Annotated in this window: 12 protein-coding genes and 1 tRNA gene; 8 read left to right on the forward strand and 5 right to left on the reverse strand. The window is 70.8% G+C overall.

Annotated elements, in window-relative coordinates; all coding sequences use genetic code 11:
• The first annotated feature begins 42 nt into the window (after positions 1-42).
• Positions 43-1,011: a LuxR C-terminal-related transcriptional regulator gene (locus tag LN042_RS04180; protein WP_230048515.1), complete on the forward strand. Its 969-nt coding sequence runs from the start codon at positions 43-45 to the stop codon at positions 1,009-1,011.
• Here LN042_RS04180 and LN042_RS04185 read toward each other — a convergent pair.
• Entirely contained in the window at positions 1,008-2,420 is a 1,413-nt protein-coding gene (locus tag LN042_RS04185) for a glycoside hydrolase family 5 protein (protein WP_230048517.1), read from the reverse strand. The genes LN042_RS04180 and LN042_RS04185 overlap by 4 nt on opposite strands.
• A 76-nt stretch (positions 2,421-2,496) precedes the next feature.
• Entirely contained in the window at positions 2,497-3,213 is a 717-nt protein-coding gene (locus LN042_RS04190; RefSeq protein ID WP_230048519.1) for a TetR family transcriptional regulator, read from the reverse strand.
• Between the two features lie 119 nt (positions 3,214-3,332).
• Between LN042_RS04190 and LN042_RS04195 the strand changes: the two genes are divergently transcribed.
• The gene (locus LN042_RS04195; RefSeq protein WP_230048527.1) at positions 3,333-4,565 is read left to right on the forward strand and encodes an acyl-CoA dehydrogenase family protein; all 1,233 of its coding nucleotides are present in this window, start codon (positions 3,333-3,335) and stop codon (positions 4,563-4,565) included.
• 74 nt (positions 4,566-4,639) lie between these two features.
• Here LN042_RS04195 and LN042_RS04200 read toward each other — a convergent pair whose 3' ends face one another.
• Together LN042_RS04200 and LN042_RS04205 are read right to left on the reverse strand one after the other, a co-directional pair.
• Positions 4,640-4,837, reverse strand: coding sequence for a DUF1918 domain-containing protein (locus LN042_RS04200; RefSeq protein ID WP_230048528.1), 198 nt, complete (start codon positions 4,835-4,837; stop codon positions 4,640-4,642).
• 186 nt (positions 4,838-5,023) lie between these two features.
• On the reverse strand, positions 5,024-5,839 hold the full coding sequence (locus tag LN042_RS04205) for an enoyl-CoA hydratase/isomerase family protein (protein WP_230048530.1): 816 nt from the start codon (positions 5,837-5,839) through the stop codon (positions 5,024-5,026).
• 113 nt (positions 5,840-5,952) lie between these two features.
• Here LN042_RS04205 and LN042_RS04210 point away from each other — a divergent pair, with 113 nt between their 5' ends.
• The 3 genes from LN042_RS04210 to LN042_RS04220 all read left to right on the forward strand — a co-directional run bounded on the left by LN042_RS04210 (position 5,953) and on the right by LN042_RS04220 (position 8,637).
• Complete coding sequence (locus LN042_RS04210) at positions 5,953-6,444, forward strand: NUDIX domain-containing protein (protein WP_230048532.1); 492 nt, start codon at positions 5,953-5,955, stop codon at positions 6,442-6,444.
• A 366-nt stretch (positions 6,445-6,810) separates the two neighbouring features.
• Complete coding sequence (locus LN042_RS04215) at positions 6,811-7,518, forward strand: 4'-phosphopantetheinyl transferase family protein (protein WP_230048534.1); 708 nt, start codon at positions 6,811-6,813, stop codon at positions 7,516-7,518.
• A 171-nt stretch (positions 7,519-7,689) separates the two neighbouring features.
• Positions 7,690-8,637: a rhomboid family intramembrane serine protease gene (locus tag LN042_RS04220; RefSeq protein WP_230048536.1), complete on the forward strand. Its 948-nt coding sequence runs from the start codon at positions 7,690-7,692 to the stop codon at positions 8,635-8,637.
• A gap of 381 nt (positions 8,638-9,018) precedes the next feature.
• On the opposite strand, the gene LN042_RS04225 is transcribed toward LN042_RS04220, so the two are convergent.
• A tRNA-Arg gene (locus LN042_RS04225) sits at positions 9,019-9,091 on the reverse strand.
• Positions 9,092-9,708: 617 nt separating this feature from the next.
• Here LN042_RS04225 and LN042_RS04230 point away from each other — a divergent pair.
• From LN042_RS04230 to ettA, 3 genes are all read left to right on the forward strand, one after another.
• Complete coding sequence (locus tag LN042_RS04230) at positions 9,709-10,677, forward strand: single-stranded DNA-binding protein (RefSeq protein ID WP_230048538.1); 969 nt, start codon at positions 9,709-9,711, stop codon at positions 10,675-10,677.
• A 458-nt stretch (positions 10,678-11,135) separates the two neighbouring features.
• Positions 11,136-12,584, forward strand: a complete 1,449-nt coding sequence (locus LN042_RS04235) for a thioester domain-containing protein (RefSeq protein ID WP_230048540.1) — start codon at positions 11,136-11,138, stop codon at positions 12,582-12,584.
• Between the two features lie 359 nt (positions 12,585-12,943).
• Positions 12,944-14,608 carry an energy-dependent translational throttle protein EttA gene (gene ettA / locus LN042_RS04240; protein ID WP_230048542.1) on the forward strand — a complete coding sequence of 555 codons (1,665 nt, stop codon included), beginning with the start codon at positions 12,944-12,946 and terminating at the stop codon, positions 14,606-14,608.
• The last annotated feature ends 87 nt before the right edge of the window (positions 14,609-14,695 follow it).

Raw genomic sequence — 14,695 nt, forward strand, 5'->3', positions numbered from 1 at the left:
TAGCATGACAGCCATGGCCAACTCTCGGGGACGGTAAGTCGGATGGCGGAGCAGTGGACCGCACGGCTCGGTGCTCTCGGACTGACCCCCGACCAGGAACGGCTCTACCTCCAGCTGCTGACCGTGGTCGGGCTGAGCGCCGCTCAGCTCGGCCAGGTGCTCGGCATCGGTGCCGAACGGTCGCTGGCGGCGCTCGTCTCACTGGCCGAACTCGGGCTGGTGGAACGCCCGGTGCCGAACGGCACGCTGTGGAGCGCGGCGGCCCCCGATGTGGCACTGGAGGAGCTGCTGCTCCGCCGCGAGCTGGAACTGCGCCGCACCCGGGGCCGGATCACCGAGTTGCTGCGCACGTACCGCAAGGCCCGCGGCGGCACCGAGGCCGGCGAGCTGGTCGAGGTCATCACCGGTCGGGACTCGATAGCCGAGCTGTGGCGCAGCCTCCAACTGGGCGTGCGCGGCGAGTTGCGGGTGCTGGACAAGCCGCCCTACATCCGCCGGGCCGATCCGGAGCTCGAACTCGCCGCGCTGGCCCGGGGGGTGCGGATGCGGGTGGTGTACGAGAGCCGGGTGCTGCGGGAGCCGGACCGGCTGGCCGAGATCCGGCTCTTCACCGGCGCCGGCGAGCAGGCCCGGGTGCTGCCCGAACTCCCGCTCAAGCTGGCCCTGGTGGACGACAGGTGGGCGCTGCTGCCGGTCAGCACCGGCACCGAGCTGCAGAACGTGCTACTGGTGCGGCCGTCCTCGCTGCTGGACGCGCTGGCCGGGCTGTTCGAGCTCTACTGGACCAGGGCGATGCGGCTGCCCGCCGCCGACTCGACGGACCTGCCGCAGGACCGCCACCGCCAGTTGCTCGCCCTGCTGGCTGCCGGGCTGACCGACGAGAGCATCGCCCGGCAGATGGGCGTCTCCACGCGCACCGTGCAGCGCTGGGTGCGGGAGCTGATGGACCGGTTCGGCGCCCGCACCCGGTTCCAGGCGGGCATCCAGGCCGCCCGGGCGGACCTGCTCTAATCGTCCGACTCGACGACCACCCGGGCGCCGTGCGGCACGCGCAGCCGCAACCGGCCCGGGGAGCGCCGGTCGACCTCCACCGCGTCGCTGCCGGTGACGGTGAGCCGGGCGCTCGGGGGTGCGACGAGTTCGGTCCAGCCGCCGGTGGCGGTGAACGCGACCGTGTACCGGTCGGCCGTCCAGCTCTCGGTGCTCGGTAGTCCGGCCAGCACCGCCGCGTACGGCCCGAAGGCCGGGCCGTCCCCGCCGGCCGGTCGCCCGTCGGGCCCCAGCGCGCAGTAGCCGCCGTTGCCCCGGCACCAGTACCACATGGTCCAGCCGCTCGCGAAGCCCGCCATCGCGGCGATCTGGCGGCGCACCAGTTCGGCGTTGCCCGGGGTGGCGGCGCTCGGCGGTCCCCACTCGCCGACCAGCAGCGGCATCCGGTGGCGGCGCGGATAGTCGGTGATCGCCGCGGTGTAGGCCTCGATGAAGCCGTCGGCCGGGTTCCAGTCGGCGCCGTTCTCCACGGCGGTGTCGTAGAAGTGCGGTGCGTAGCCGAGCCGGGCCGGGCCGGGTCGCGGGTCGTCGAAGCCCGGCAGTTGGGTCGGTATGCCCTCGCCGACCAGAACGGTCGGCTCGACGAAGAGCCAGCTGTGCTGGTCCACGCCGCGGATGGCGTCGATCAGCCGCTGGTACATCAACGCCAGTCGGCCCTGTTCCAGTTGGGCCGACGACGCGGCCAGCACCGCCGGGTCGCCGGGGTCGCCGAGTACCGGACCGAACGGCTCGTTGAACAGGTCATAGCCCAACAGCGAGCGGTGGCCGCGCAGTTCACGGGCGATGTGGGTGTAGAAGTCGGCCTGCCAGCGGCGCAGGTCGGGGTCGTCGTACAGGTGGCGGAAGGCGGCCTGGACGGCGGGCTGGAAGTAGCCGGCGAACCAGTCGTCGGGGTCGGGGACGAACGGCAGCCCGTCGTCCCTGGTGGCCCATGGCGGAATGCCGCGGTCCCCGCCGCCGAACACGGGCCCGTAGACGTCCTGGTGGAAGTCGACCACGGCCAGCAGGCCGTCCTGGTCGGCCCAGTCCAACAGCCGCCTCAGCTTGGCGAGTTCAGTGCCGTCGTACCGACCCTGGGCGGGTTCCAGCCGGTTCCAGGAGACCGCCACCCGGATCAGTGTGAAGCCGTCGGCGGCGATCGAGCGCAGATCGGCCTCGGTGGTCTCGTCGTACTTGTCGACGTTGAAGCCGCGCGGCTCGACCGTCCGGCCGCGCACATCGGTGAAGAGCACCCGGCCGTCCGGTGCGGTGGCGGTGCCGGTCGGGAAGTCGGCGGTGGCTCTCGGGATCTCGGCCTGGGCCAGCGGTGCGCAGCCGAGCAGCGCGGCGGCGGTCAGCAGCAGGGCGGTGGCGGTACGGCGGACGCGCACGGGCACCTCGCTCGGGCAGGCGGTGGTTGGTCGCCGATGCTGCCGAACGGCGGGGCCCCGCGCAAGGGGTACGGCGTCAGGAATCCGCTTGGCCGTCAAGGGTGTTGGCGGGCTCCACCGGTTCCGGGGCCGGTGCCGGGGGAGTGGGCAGCGGAGCCGCCGCTGCCAGCCGGCCCCAGAGCAGGTCGGCCAGCGCCTGCACCATCCGGGCGCGTGGGCAGGGCCGGTTCTCCAGCCACCAGTCGCCGGCCGCCAGCACCATGCCGGTGATCGCCCGGCCCCAGGCCTCGGAGAGCAGCGGTCCGTCCGGGCCGAGGTCAACCTGCGCGGTCACCGCCCGGGTGATCTCCTCGGCGATCTGCCGCAGCGCCGGGGCGAGCACCCCGCCCACGCCGTTGGGGTCGCCGGCCTCCGGATGGGTGAGCAGCTGGTAGACCTGCGGCCGGGCCTCGATCCCGGCTAGGTAGGTGTCCAGAACGTGTTCGACCTGCTCCCGCCGCTCCAGCGGCTCGGCCAGGGCGGCCCGGACCGCGGCCAGCAGGCCGGCGGTGTGCCGCTCGGTCAGCGCCTGGAACAGGCCGCTGCGGTCGCCGAAGTGGCGGTAGAGGATCGGCTTGGTGATGCCGGCCTCGGTGGCGATGGCGTTCATGCTGGCGCCCGGCCCGTCCCGGCGGACCACCCGGTCGGCGGCGTTGAGCAGCTGCTCCCTGCGCGGTTCCTCCAGCGCGGTCACCCCGGCCCCCTCCTCGTTCTCGCGTTCCGCACTGCCGCGTCCGGACTCGTTGACAGCCATTACCTATCAGTAGCAGACTCCCTCGATGTTACCCGTGGTAACACCCTCGGCGGCACGGTATCGGGCCCCGATGCCGAGCCCGGCCGAACCAACGTGTGGAGTGACGAGGAGTGACTGGGATGAACGCCTTCTCGATGGCGCTGAGCGAGGACCAGCAGGCCGTCCGCGACTGGCTGCACGGCTTCGCCCGGGACGTGATCCGCCCGGCCGCCGCCGAATGGGACGAGCGCGAGGAGACCCCCTGGCCGATCATCCAGGAGGCCGCCAAGGTGGGCATCTACTCGCTCGACTTCTACGCCCAGCAGTACTTCGACCCGTCCGGCGTCGGCATCCCGATCGCCATGGAAGAGCTGTTCTGGGGCGACGCCGGCATCGGCCTCTCGATCGTCGGCACCACCCTGGCGGCCGTCGCCGTGCTGGCCAACGGCACCGAGGAGCAGGTCGGCACCTGGGTCCCGCAGATGTTCGGCACGCCCGAGGACGTCAAGGTGGCCGCCTTCTGCTCCTCCGAGCCGGACGCCGGCTCCGACGTCTCCGCGCTGCGCACCCGCGCGGTCTACGACGAGGCCACCGACGAGTGGGTGATCAACGGCACCAAGACCTGGGCCACCAACGGCGGCATCGCCAACGTGCACGTGGTGGTCGCCACCGTGGACCCGGAGCTCGGCGCCCGCGGCCAGGCCTCCTTCGTGGTGCCGCCGGGCACCAGGGGCCTCGCCCAGGGCCAGAAGTTCAAGAAGCACGGCATCCGCGCCTCGCACACCGCCGAGGTCGTCCTCGACGGCGTCCGCGTCCCCGGCCACTGCCTGCTCGGCGGCAAGGAGAAGCTGGACGAGCGGCTGGCCCGAGCCCGGGAGCGGGCGGCCGGCGGCGGCTCGTCCTCGCGCGGCAAGAACGCCGCCATGGCCACCTTCGAGGCCTCCCGCCCCGCCGTCGGCGCCCAGGCCATCGGGATCGCCCGGGCCGCGTACGAGGTGGCGCTCGACTACGCCAAGACCCGGGTGCAGTTCGGTCGCCCGATCATCGACAACCAGGGCGTCGCCTTCACCCTGGCCGACATGCGCACCCGGATCGACGCGGCGCGGCTGCTGGTCTGGCGGGCCTCCTGGATGGCCGCCAACCAGCAGCCGTTCACCGCCGCCGAGGGCTCGATGTCCAAGCTCTACGCCGGCGAGACCGCCAAATGGGTGACCGCGCAGGCCATGCAGCTGCTCGGCGGCAACGGGTTCACCCGCGAGTACCCGGTGGAGCGGATGCACCGGGACAGCGCGATCTACACGATCTTCGAGGGGACCAGCGAGATCCAGCGGCTGGTGATAGCGCGGAGCATCTCGGGCGTGCCGATCCGCTGATCCGGTGCGCGCGGTGCGCCGCGACCCGCCCTGGTGGGCAGCTGCCGCCAGGGCGGGGTCGGGGGCCGCGGGTGCTACTGCTCCTCGGCGCGGCGGCGTTCGATGGTGCAGTCGGGGCCGGGGTAGATCAGGCCCTCGTGGCCGTCGTTGAACCGGACCACGTACGGCGGCTCGCCGTTCTGCCCGTGCACCTCGGTGATCTCCCCCTGCTGCTCCTGCATGCCGATGGATCTGCTGTGGATGTGGATGCGGTCGCCAACGTCTGCGCGCATGTCCGGAAACTCCTTGCCTCGGGATCGGATTCCCTCTTCGGGCATCCCACCAGAGAGTCACTGGACTCACGTCTCACGTTACTCCGCCCGGCCCAGTCCGGGCCTGGGGAGCGGCGGCGGAAGCGCGGGTCAGAACGCGGGTTCGCGCACCGGTCCGGGCCTGGGGAGCGGAGGCGGAAGCGCGGGTCAGAACGCGGGCTCGCGGCGCTCCAGGAAAGCCGCCAGCCCCTCGCGCACGTCCGGCGCCTCGCGCGAGCGGCGCTCCCAGGGCGCCAGCGCCGCCCTGGCCCCGGCCAGGCCGTCGGCCCCCAGCGCCGCCTTCGCCGCACCGATGGTCTGCGGCGAGCGGCGGGCCAGTAGCCGGGCGAACTCGAGCGCCCGCCCGTCCAACTCCGCCGCGGGATGCACCTCGTCCAGCAGACCGAACCGCTCGGCCCGCGCCGCGTCCACCAACTCGCCGGAGAACAGCAGGTACTTGGCCCGGGCCACGCCGACCAGCTGGGCCAGCCGGACGGTCGGCACCGCCGGGTAGACGACGCCCAACTTCGCCGGGGTGATGCCGAGTCGGGCGTCCTCTGCGCCGAACCGCAGGTCGCAGGCGAGCGCCAGCTGGCAGCCGCCGCCCACACACGAGCCGTGCACCACGGCCAGCGTCGGATGCGGGAAGTCGGCCAGCGCCTGCTCCGCTTCGACATTGCGGGCGTGGTAGGCGTCAGCGGCGGCCGGATCCCCGTACGTGTCGGCGAGTTCGGCGATGTCCGCGCCGGCGCTGAAGGTCCGCGCGGCGCCGGTCACCAGCAGGGCGCGGAAGCCGGGGCGTCGGGCGAGCCCGGCCAGGACCTCGGGCAGCGCCTGCCACATCTGCAGGGTCACGGCGTTGCGGCGCTTCGGCCGGTCGAGCAGCAGCACGCCGACGCCGTCCTCGCCCTGGAAGGTCCGCAGGCCCGGGACCGGGCCGGGGAGTTCGGCACGATCAGCGGTCAGCGTCGTCTGGTCGGTCATGGGCCTACTCTCCCAGGTCGCGGGTGCGGCACCGGCGGCGGGCACGGGTGCCCCGGCGGCGCCGTGGCAGTAGCGTCGGCGCGTCCGCAACACCATCCCTTCGGAGGAGCCCCATGGATGAGGACCAGCTGCTGCCCCGCGAGGCCTGGCTCGCCTCACTGCCCCGCTCCTACACCGCCGCCGGCACCCTGCTGACCGACGAGGCCGGGCGGGTGCTGGTGGTCAAGCCCAACTACCGCCCCGGCTGGCAGCTCGTCGGCGGCGTCATCGACCTCGGTGAGGACGCCGCCCAGTGCGCCCGGCGCGAACTGCTGGAGGAGACCGGTCTGGACCGGACGGTCGGCGCCCTGCTGGTGGTCGCCTGGACCCACCCGTCCGAAGAACTCCCGCACCCCGCCGTGCACTTCTTCTTCGACGCAGGCTCCGTGCCGGTCGGCACCGAGATCGCGCTGCAGGCCGCCGAGCTGGAGGAGTACCGCTGGGTTCCGCCGGCGGAGGCGTACGAGCTGCTCGGCCCGGCTCGCGAAGCCCGGCTGCGCGCCGCGCTGGCCGCACGGGAGGACGGTGTGGTGCGAGTGATCGCGGGCACGGTCTCCGGAATCTGAGCCGCCGGCGGCACGGGCACCGTGGGCATGCGGAGGGTGAGGAACAACTGCGAGCAAACCGGACAACATTCACGGTAAGTGAGCGTGACAATTCTTCAGTTCCTTCGCATGCCCATCACACTCTTGACAGGATCTGACAGAGCCGGATGAATAGTCATCGCTCCGGATGACGAAGGAACTGCGCAGCGCCAACAACGCAGGTCGACGGCCTTCCGACGGGGCATCGGGACCGTGGAGGGGGCGGCCTCGGTGTCCCGCCGCAAGGCCGTGGGCCGCGGTTGCCGTTGCCCGTTTACAACACCACCGCTCATACGGTGGGATGACCGAAGATCAGAACCGGTCGGAAATGGACGACGGATGGTGGGCATGGGGGAGATCGAGGTCTGGCGCATCGCGGTGACGCCGGCCAACAGCACGGCGGCCGAGTCCCTGGCGCCGCGGCTGCTCGACGCCGCCGAGCAGCGCAAGGCCGCCGCCTTCCGCCGCCCGGCCGACCAGGACCTCTACCGGGTCGCCCACGTCGCGCTGCGCACCCTGCTCGCCGACCGCCTCCACCGCCCCGCCGCCGACCTGCTGTTCCGCCAGGCCGCCTGCCCCGGCTGCGGCGAGCCGCACGGCCGTCCCGAGGTGCTCTGCGACGAGCCGCTGGAGTTCTCCCTCTCGCACACCACCGGTCTCGCCCTGATCGCGCTGGCCCCGGTCACCGTGGGGTTGGACGTCGAGCAGCTCGCGGCCTTCGGCGCCGCCACGGCCACCGACATCGCGCGCCAGTTGCACCCGGCCGAGCAGACCGAACTCGCCGCCGTCGCCGCCGAACTGCGCCCGGCCGCCACCCTGCGCTGCTGGGTCCGCAAGGAGGCCTACCTCAAGGGCACCGGCATGGGACTCGGGGCCGGCGCAGGCGCCGACTACGTGGGCCTCGGCCCCGGCTACCCCCCCACCCCGGCCGGCCCGCCGCCCGGCTGGACCATCCAGGCCGTCCCGGTCCCCGAGGACTACGACGCCGCGATCGCCCTGCGCACCGACGCTCCGGGCCCCCTGGACGTCACCGTTCGCGCCCTCACCCTCGGCTGACCGCACAGGACGGCGGCCGGCTCCCGCGCGGTTGCCGCGGCCACCGAATGCCGTCATGCGTTCCACACTGGCGTACCTGCCGGCAGGGCCCACTCACGTACACCGGTCACCTGTTCGCTACCTTATGCGCGGTCAAACCACCGACGGCCTCAGACGGAGACCCGCGCCACCATGAACCCGACGCCCGCCCCCGAGGGCACCCAGTCCCCCGAGGCGCCGCCCGCCCCCAGCTGCTACCGGCATCCGCAGCACGAGTCCTACATCCGCTGCACCCGGTGCGAGCGCTACATCTGCCCGGACTGCATGCACGACGCACCGGTCGGCCACCAGTGCCCCGAGTGCGTGCGGGCCGGCCACAAGGGCATGCGCGAGGCGCGCACGGTCTTCGGTGCTCGCTCGAACGCCGTTCCCGTCCTGACCTACGTCCTGATCGCGCTCAATGTGCTGGCGTACCTGCTGGAGTTGGCGCGGCCCACCACGGTCGAGCGCTTCGACAACCTGGGCCAGGGCGTGCTCGGCCCGGACGGCATGGCTTACCGCCTCCAGGACCCCAGCACCCTGCCGCCCGGCTTCCACCTGGTCGGCATCGCGCACGGCGAGTGGTACCGCCTGCTCACCTCGGCCTTCCTCCACCAGCCCCAGGGTCAGGGTTCCTTCGGCATCCTGCACATCCTGCTGAACATGTACTCGCTGTGGCTGTTCGGCCGGGTCATGGAGGTACAGCTCGGCCGGGTGCGGTTCCTGGCGCTCTACCTGCTCTCCGCGGTCGGCGGTTCGGTGCTCGGCTACGTGATCTCCCCGACCGAGGCCGCCCTCGGCGCTTCCGGTGCGATCTTCGGACTGGTGGGCGCCTACTTCCTGATGACCCGCCGAATGCATTCCGACCCGCTGGGCGGTGGGCGCCAGCTCATCGGTTCGGTGGTCTGGCTGGTCGCCTCGGCCGGCATCACCTCCTGGCAAGGGCACCTCGGCGGCCTGCTCACCGGCCTGCTGCTGGGGACGGCCTTCGTCTTCGCCCCGCGCCGGGCACGGGCGGTCGTGCAGGTGGCGGCCGTGCTCGCGGTCGGCACACTGCTGGTGGTCGCCGTGCTGGCGCAGACCGCCGCCCTCACAGGCTGACGACCCGGAGCCTGGACTCCTCGCCGTCCCACGTGTCGGTGCCTTCGCGCGGAGACGCTGCCCGACTACCTCCTCGGTCGCCAGGACCGGGGCACGGTGGTGTTCACGGGTCGGGGCGAGGACGGATGGTGGCCTCGACCCGGTCGAGCGCGTCCCGGAGCGATGCCCCTGAGGGGGTGGAGCTCGTGCTCGAACGAGCCACCACGGGAACGGGTCGACCGGGGCGTGTCATCGCTGCCTGGAACGCTGGGCCGGGGTTGTGTGCCCTGGGCTGAAGCCAGGAGCACATACGAAGATGGGTCCAGGCACTTGGCGCATTGGCGCTGTGCGTGCTCTCCACGACGAAACCCTCTGACCTTTTCACAGGTCAGAGGGCTCAGGCGCCCCCGGCAGGACTCGAACCTGCGGCCAAGTGCTTAGAAGGCACCTGCTCTATCCGCTGAGCTACGGGGGCGGGCGGGCTTTGGGCGGAGCCTGTCGGGGTTCCTGCCTATTGCCTTGGGTGCGGGTGGGGGTGAGAAGCCCTTGCCCTGCCGGGACAGGATAAGGGCGTCCGCTGCCTTGCTCGGCTTTCCACGCGTGGAGTGGGTGTGTCGGCCTTGCGATAGCGGTCTGATAATCGCAGGTGGATCCGACGAGTGCAGCGTTGGGACCGGGGTTGCCGCCGGACGTTGTGCAGTCGTTACGGCGATGTCTCCTCACCCGTTATGGACTAGCCGTGCCGGTAGCGGGGTGTGCCGGGAACGTGACCGATGAGTATCGGCGGAGTCTGCCGGGATATCGCTTCGTCAAGTCGGATGACATGGGCGGAGCTGGTGTAGGCCACTCGTTCAGGGGTGCGCCGACCAGGCCGTCCGACGCTGCGGCAGGTGCTTGTCATGAACGCACGGCGGGGTTTGTCCTGGGGTTGAGAAAATCATACTGCTATGGCTCAGCAAAGTTGTCCACAAGGTGGGGTTTTTCCACAGGCTTCAATTCCCATCGGCCGACTGCTCCAGGTCTGCGCGAGCATCGATAGCGACCGGGATTCCTCCGGGGCGTCGAGAAACGCGAGAAATGTGAGGGCCTGTGGTGAACGAGACCGTGGTCACGATGATTGGAAATGTCGCCTCGCCGGTGCAGTACGGGCAGACGGCGGGGGGCATCCCGATGGCGAACTTCCGTTTGGCCTCGACCGAGCGGCGCTACGACCGGGGGCGTGCCGAGTGGGTGGACGGGGACACGCTCTGGGTCACGGTGTTGGCCTGGCGTGGGCTCGCGTCGAATGTCGTCAGCTCGCTGGGCAAGGGCGATCCTGTGGTGGTGAGCGGGCGGTTGAGGGTGCGTGAATGGGAGGACGAGGGCAAGCGGCGGTCGGTGGTTGAGATCGACGCTCGGGCGATCGGGCACGATCTGGGGCGCGGCACCTCTGCGTTCCGCCCGTCGGTTCGCGGGCGTTCCGAGGTGGCCGGTGTCCAGTCGGCCGGCGAGGCGGTGCCCGAGTGGATCACGCAGGCGGTGCGGGAGCGGCGAGCCCACGGCGGGCAGGCTTCGCTGGCCGGCGCGGTGGGTGAGCAGGTGGCCGCAGAATCGGTCGGCTGGGCCGGGGTGATCAGTCAAGGAGCCGTGGCGACGGGGCATGCGCGGGCGGGTGGGTCGTCAGGGGGTGGGACGACGGCGGACGAGTGGGCGGTCGAGCCGTCGTCACCGGTGGCGCGTCGGCGGCGATCGGATCCCGCGCTGGAGCATGAGCCGGCGGATGTGGGGCAGCGGCAGGCGGAGAGGGAGATGCTGCCGGGGCTGGTCGGCGATCCGGCGGCGGTAGGGCCTCAGGTGGCCGATGGGGCTCCGGCCAGAAGGCGACGAGTGGGGGAGCCGGTGAGTGCTGCGGCCGATACTGCTCCCGAGGAGGACGGGGTGCTCGAAGCCGCGGCGACCGGAGTGGCAGCGCGGGGGATGCGTGGTGGCCGGCTTGCCCGGAGCGGCCGCGGAGGCCGGGCGGGTGTTCTCGCCGGGGTGGGTGGAGCTCCGGCGTCCGAGGAGGAGGCCCTGCGGGCGTGAAAGGTGAATGATGAACGATCCGTCAGGCGGTTTGGTGAATACGGGTAGTAGTCGGCCGCAGTCGAACTGACATAGCCTCATGAACTCGCCGTAGCGGGGTGGGTCCGCTCGGTGAGCGGGTCCTTGAGTGTCCTTTGAGCTTTTGGCGGCAGTTGCCCTCCTGGGGGCTGCAATCTGTCGAAGCAATGGGCCGGCAGAAGTCGATAAAGTGATGAGTATCTGACTGGCGCTTCGTCAAGATGCTGACTGCACCTGTTCCTTGATAACAATTCCGATACGGAAGCGGTTTTGGTGGATCCTTTGGTTTGACCGCTGGTGGGGGTCAATAGGATGCGTCTCGTTCAACACGATGTGTCGGCGCACAGGGAGCGCGGCACTGTGAGGCGAGTCGCCCAAGGGGCCGACTCTGCCCAGAGGGGTCTTTCATGTTCCAGATGCAACAGCGGGGTATTGCCCGCATGGCAGCTGTCATGCTCGCGTCGAGTCTGACGGTTGGTGGCGGGCTGACGGTGGCGAGTGCGGCCGTCGCGGACAGTGGCAGCGACATGTCGACCGGTGGGTCCGGTGCGATCGCCACACTGCAGGACGGCATGCAGCACTACGGCAAGGTCGACCTCGGTGACGGCGGCTATGCCGACGGTGGCGTGATCCTCCTCAAGGGCGCTGACGGCTCCATGATCGAGACCTACTGCATCGACCTCGCGATGGAGACCAAGGAGCACGCCCAGTACCAGGAGGCCGGTTGGGCCTCCACATCGCTGGCGAACAACAGCGACGCCGGCAAGATCAACTGGATTCTGCAGAACTCCTACCCGCACATCACCGACCTGACGGTGCTGGCGACGGATGCGGGCGCCGACTCGCTCTCCGAAGACCAGGCGGCGGCCGCGACGCAGGCTGCCATCTGGCACTACTCGGACCACCGCGACGCCTTCCCGGTGGACGGTGAGGCGGCCAAACTGACCAAGTACCTCGAGGCCAACGCGAAGGACCTCAAGGAGCCGAACCCCACGCTGGGCCTCAGCCAGCTGTCGGTCTCCGGCAAGAGTGGTGCCGTGCTCGGCCCGATCACCGTCAGCACCTCGGGCGGTTCGGTCTCGGTCCAGCTCGACTCGGCCGCCGCCGGCGCCGGCGTGGTGCTGACCGACAAGTCCGGCGCCACCGTGCTGTCCGACAAGAGCGGGAAGCTGACCAAGCCCGCCAAGGACGGCGACACCCTCTACCTCAAGGCCCCGGCCGGCGCGAGCGCGGGCAGCGCCACCGTCTCCACCTCGACCACCACCGGGCTGCAGATCGGCCGCGCCTTCACCAGCCTCGGCTACACCCCCGAGAACCACAGCCAGACGCTGATCCTCGCGGGCAGCCAGCCGGTCACCGTCAAGGCGAGCGCGAGCGCCTCCTGGGCGCCGACCGGCCCGGCGCCGGCGGTCTCCGCCGCGGTCGACTGCGCGCACAACGCGATCGTCGTGACCATCGCCAACAACGGTGACCAGCCCTTCGGCACCACCGTGACGTCCGACCACGGCAGCCAGCCGGTGTCGGTGCCTGCCGGGCAGACCAAGACCGTCTCGGTGCCCGGCATCCAGGGCGCCGCGTACAAGATCGACGTTCCGGTGCTGAACGGCCAGACCAAGGAGTTCAAGGGCATCCTGGACTGCCACGTCGTCGGCGGTACCCCCAGCCCGGCTCCCTCCCACAGCGCCGCGTCAAGCGGTGGTCCCGCGGCCCCGAGCGCTCCGTCCTCCAGCGCGAGCCCGAGCGCGAAGGGCGGCTCCAGCCTCGCCTTCACCGGCGGCGGTGGCTCGGCCGGTCTGATCGCGGGCGTTGCCGGTGCGCTGGTCCTGGTCGGTGCCGGCGCCCTCTATGCGATGCGACGTCGCGGTCGCCACGGTCGCACCGCTGGCTGAGGTACGACGTCGACCTGTCGGTTGGGACGGAACCGCGGTGACCGCTGACCGCGTCATCCGATCGTCTGAAGCGCACCAGGCCGGTGGCCCGGTCCCACCCAGGGGCTGGGTCACCGGCCTCGTCGCGCCAGTGCATCGGATTCCGTGCACCGGTCCGGGGCCTGCGCACCTCGGCGGGCGGGTGCACCCCGTGGGACCGGCCACCCCAAGTCGCCACCCCAAGTCGCCACCCCGAGTCAGAGCCGGGTCCGCCACCGGGGCAGGGGTTCGGGTTGCGGGCCCAGGTGCGGCACAATGGAACGCTGAAACGCGGTAATGCCCAAGTCCCCCTCTCCTCGACGACGCCGGAGCGATCTCACGTGGCGGAATTCATCTACACCATGCGCAAGGTGCGCAAGGCACACGGCGACAAGGTCATCCTTGACGACGTGACGCTCAACTTCCTCCCCGGGGCGAAGATCGGTGTCGTCGGTCCCAACGGCGCCGGTAAGTCCACGGTGCTGAAGATGATGGCCGGCCTGGAGCAGCCCTCCAACGGCGAGGCGTACCTGTCGCCCGGCTACACCGTCGGCATGCTGCTGCAGGAGCCCCCGCTGGACGACTCCAAGACGGTCCTGGAGAACGTCCAGGACGGCGTCAAGGAGATCAAGGGCAAGCTCGACCGGTTCAACGAGATCGCCGAGCTGATGGCGACCGACTACTCCGACGCGCTGCTGGACGAGATGGGCAAGCTGCAGGAGGAGCTGGACCACGCCAACGCCTGGGACCTCGACGCCCAGCTGGAGCAGGCCATGGACGCGCTGGGCTGCCCGCCCGGTGACTGGGCGGTCACCAACCTCTCCGGTGGTGAGCGTCGTCGCGTCGCGCTCTGCAAGCTGCTGCTCGAGGCGCCCGACCTGCTGCTGCTCGACGAGCCCACCAACCACCTGGACGCCGAGTCGGTGAACTGGCTGGAGCAGCACCTGGCGAAGTACGCCGGCACCGTCGTCGCCGTCACCCACGACCGGTACTTCCTGGACCACGTCGCCGAGTGGATCCTGGAGCTCGACCGCGGTCGTGCCTACCCCTACGAGGGCAACTACTCCACCTACCTGGAGACCAAGCAGGCCCGTCTCAAGGTCGAGGGCCAGAAGGACGCCAAGCGCGCCAAGCGGCTCAAGGAAGAGTTGGAGTGGGTACGCTCCAACGCCAAGGGCCGCCAGGCCAAGTCCAAGGCCCGCCTCGCCCGGTACGAGGAGATGGCGGCCGAGGCCGACAAGATGCGGAAGCTGGACTTCGAGGAGATCCAGATCCCGCCGGGCCCGCGCCTGGGCAATGTGGTGGTCGAGGTCGACAAGCTCAACAAGGCCTTCGGCGAGAAGGTGCTGGTCGAGGACCTCTCCTTCACCCTGCCCCGGAACGGCATCGTCGGTGTGATCGGCCCCAACGGTGCCGGCAAGACCACGCTCTTCAAGATGCTGCAGGGCCTGGAGACCCCGGACTCCGGCAGCGTCAAGGTCGGCGAGACGGTCAAGATCAGCTACGTTGACCAGGGCCGCGCCAACATCGACCCGAAGAAGACCCTCTGGGAGGTCGTCTCCGACGGCCTCGACTGGATCAACGTCGGTCAGGTCGAGATGCCGTCCCGCGCCTACGTCTCGGCCTTCGGCTTCAAGGGCCCGGACCAGCAGAAGCCGGCCGGCGTGCTCTCCGGTGGTGAGCGCAACCGCCTGAACCTCGCGCTGACCCTCAAGCAGGGCGGTAACCTGCTGCTGCTCGACGAGCCGACCAACGACCTCGACGTCGAGACCCTCTCCTCGCTGGAGAACGCGCTGCTCGAGTTCCCGGGCTGCGCCGTGGTCATCTCGCACGACCGCTGGTTCCTGGACCGGGTCGCCACCCACATCCTCGCGTACGAGGGTGAGAGCAAGTGGTTCTGGTTCGAGGGCAACTTCGAGTCCTACGAGAAGAACAAGATCGACCGGCTGGGCGCCGACGCGGCCCGTCCGCACCGGGCGACCTACAAGAAGCTGACCCGCGGCTGACCGTTCGGTCGTTCGGTCAGTTGAACCGTCCGTCGGCCCGGTGAGGCGCCCTCCTTGGGGAGCCCACCGGGCCGACGCGTGCGGAAG

Origin of the sequence: Kitasatospora humi (assembly GCF_020907985.1) — a bacterium.
GTDB classification, from domain to species: Bacteria; Actinomycetota; Actinomycetes; order Streptomycetales; family Streptomycetaceae; genus Kitasatospora; species Kitasatospora humi.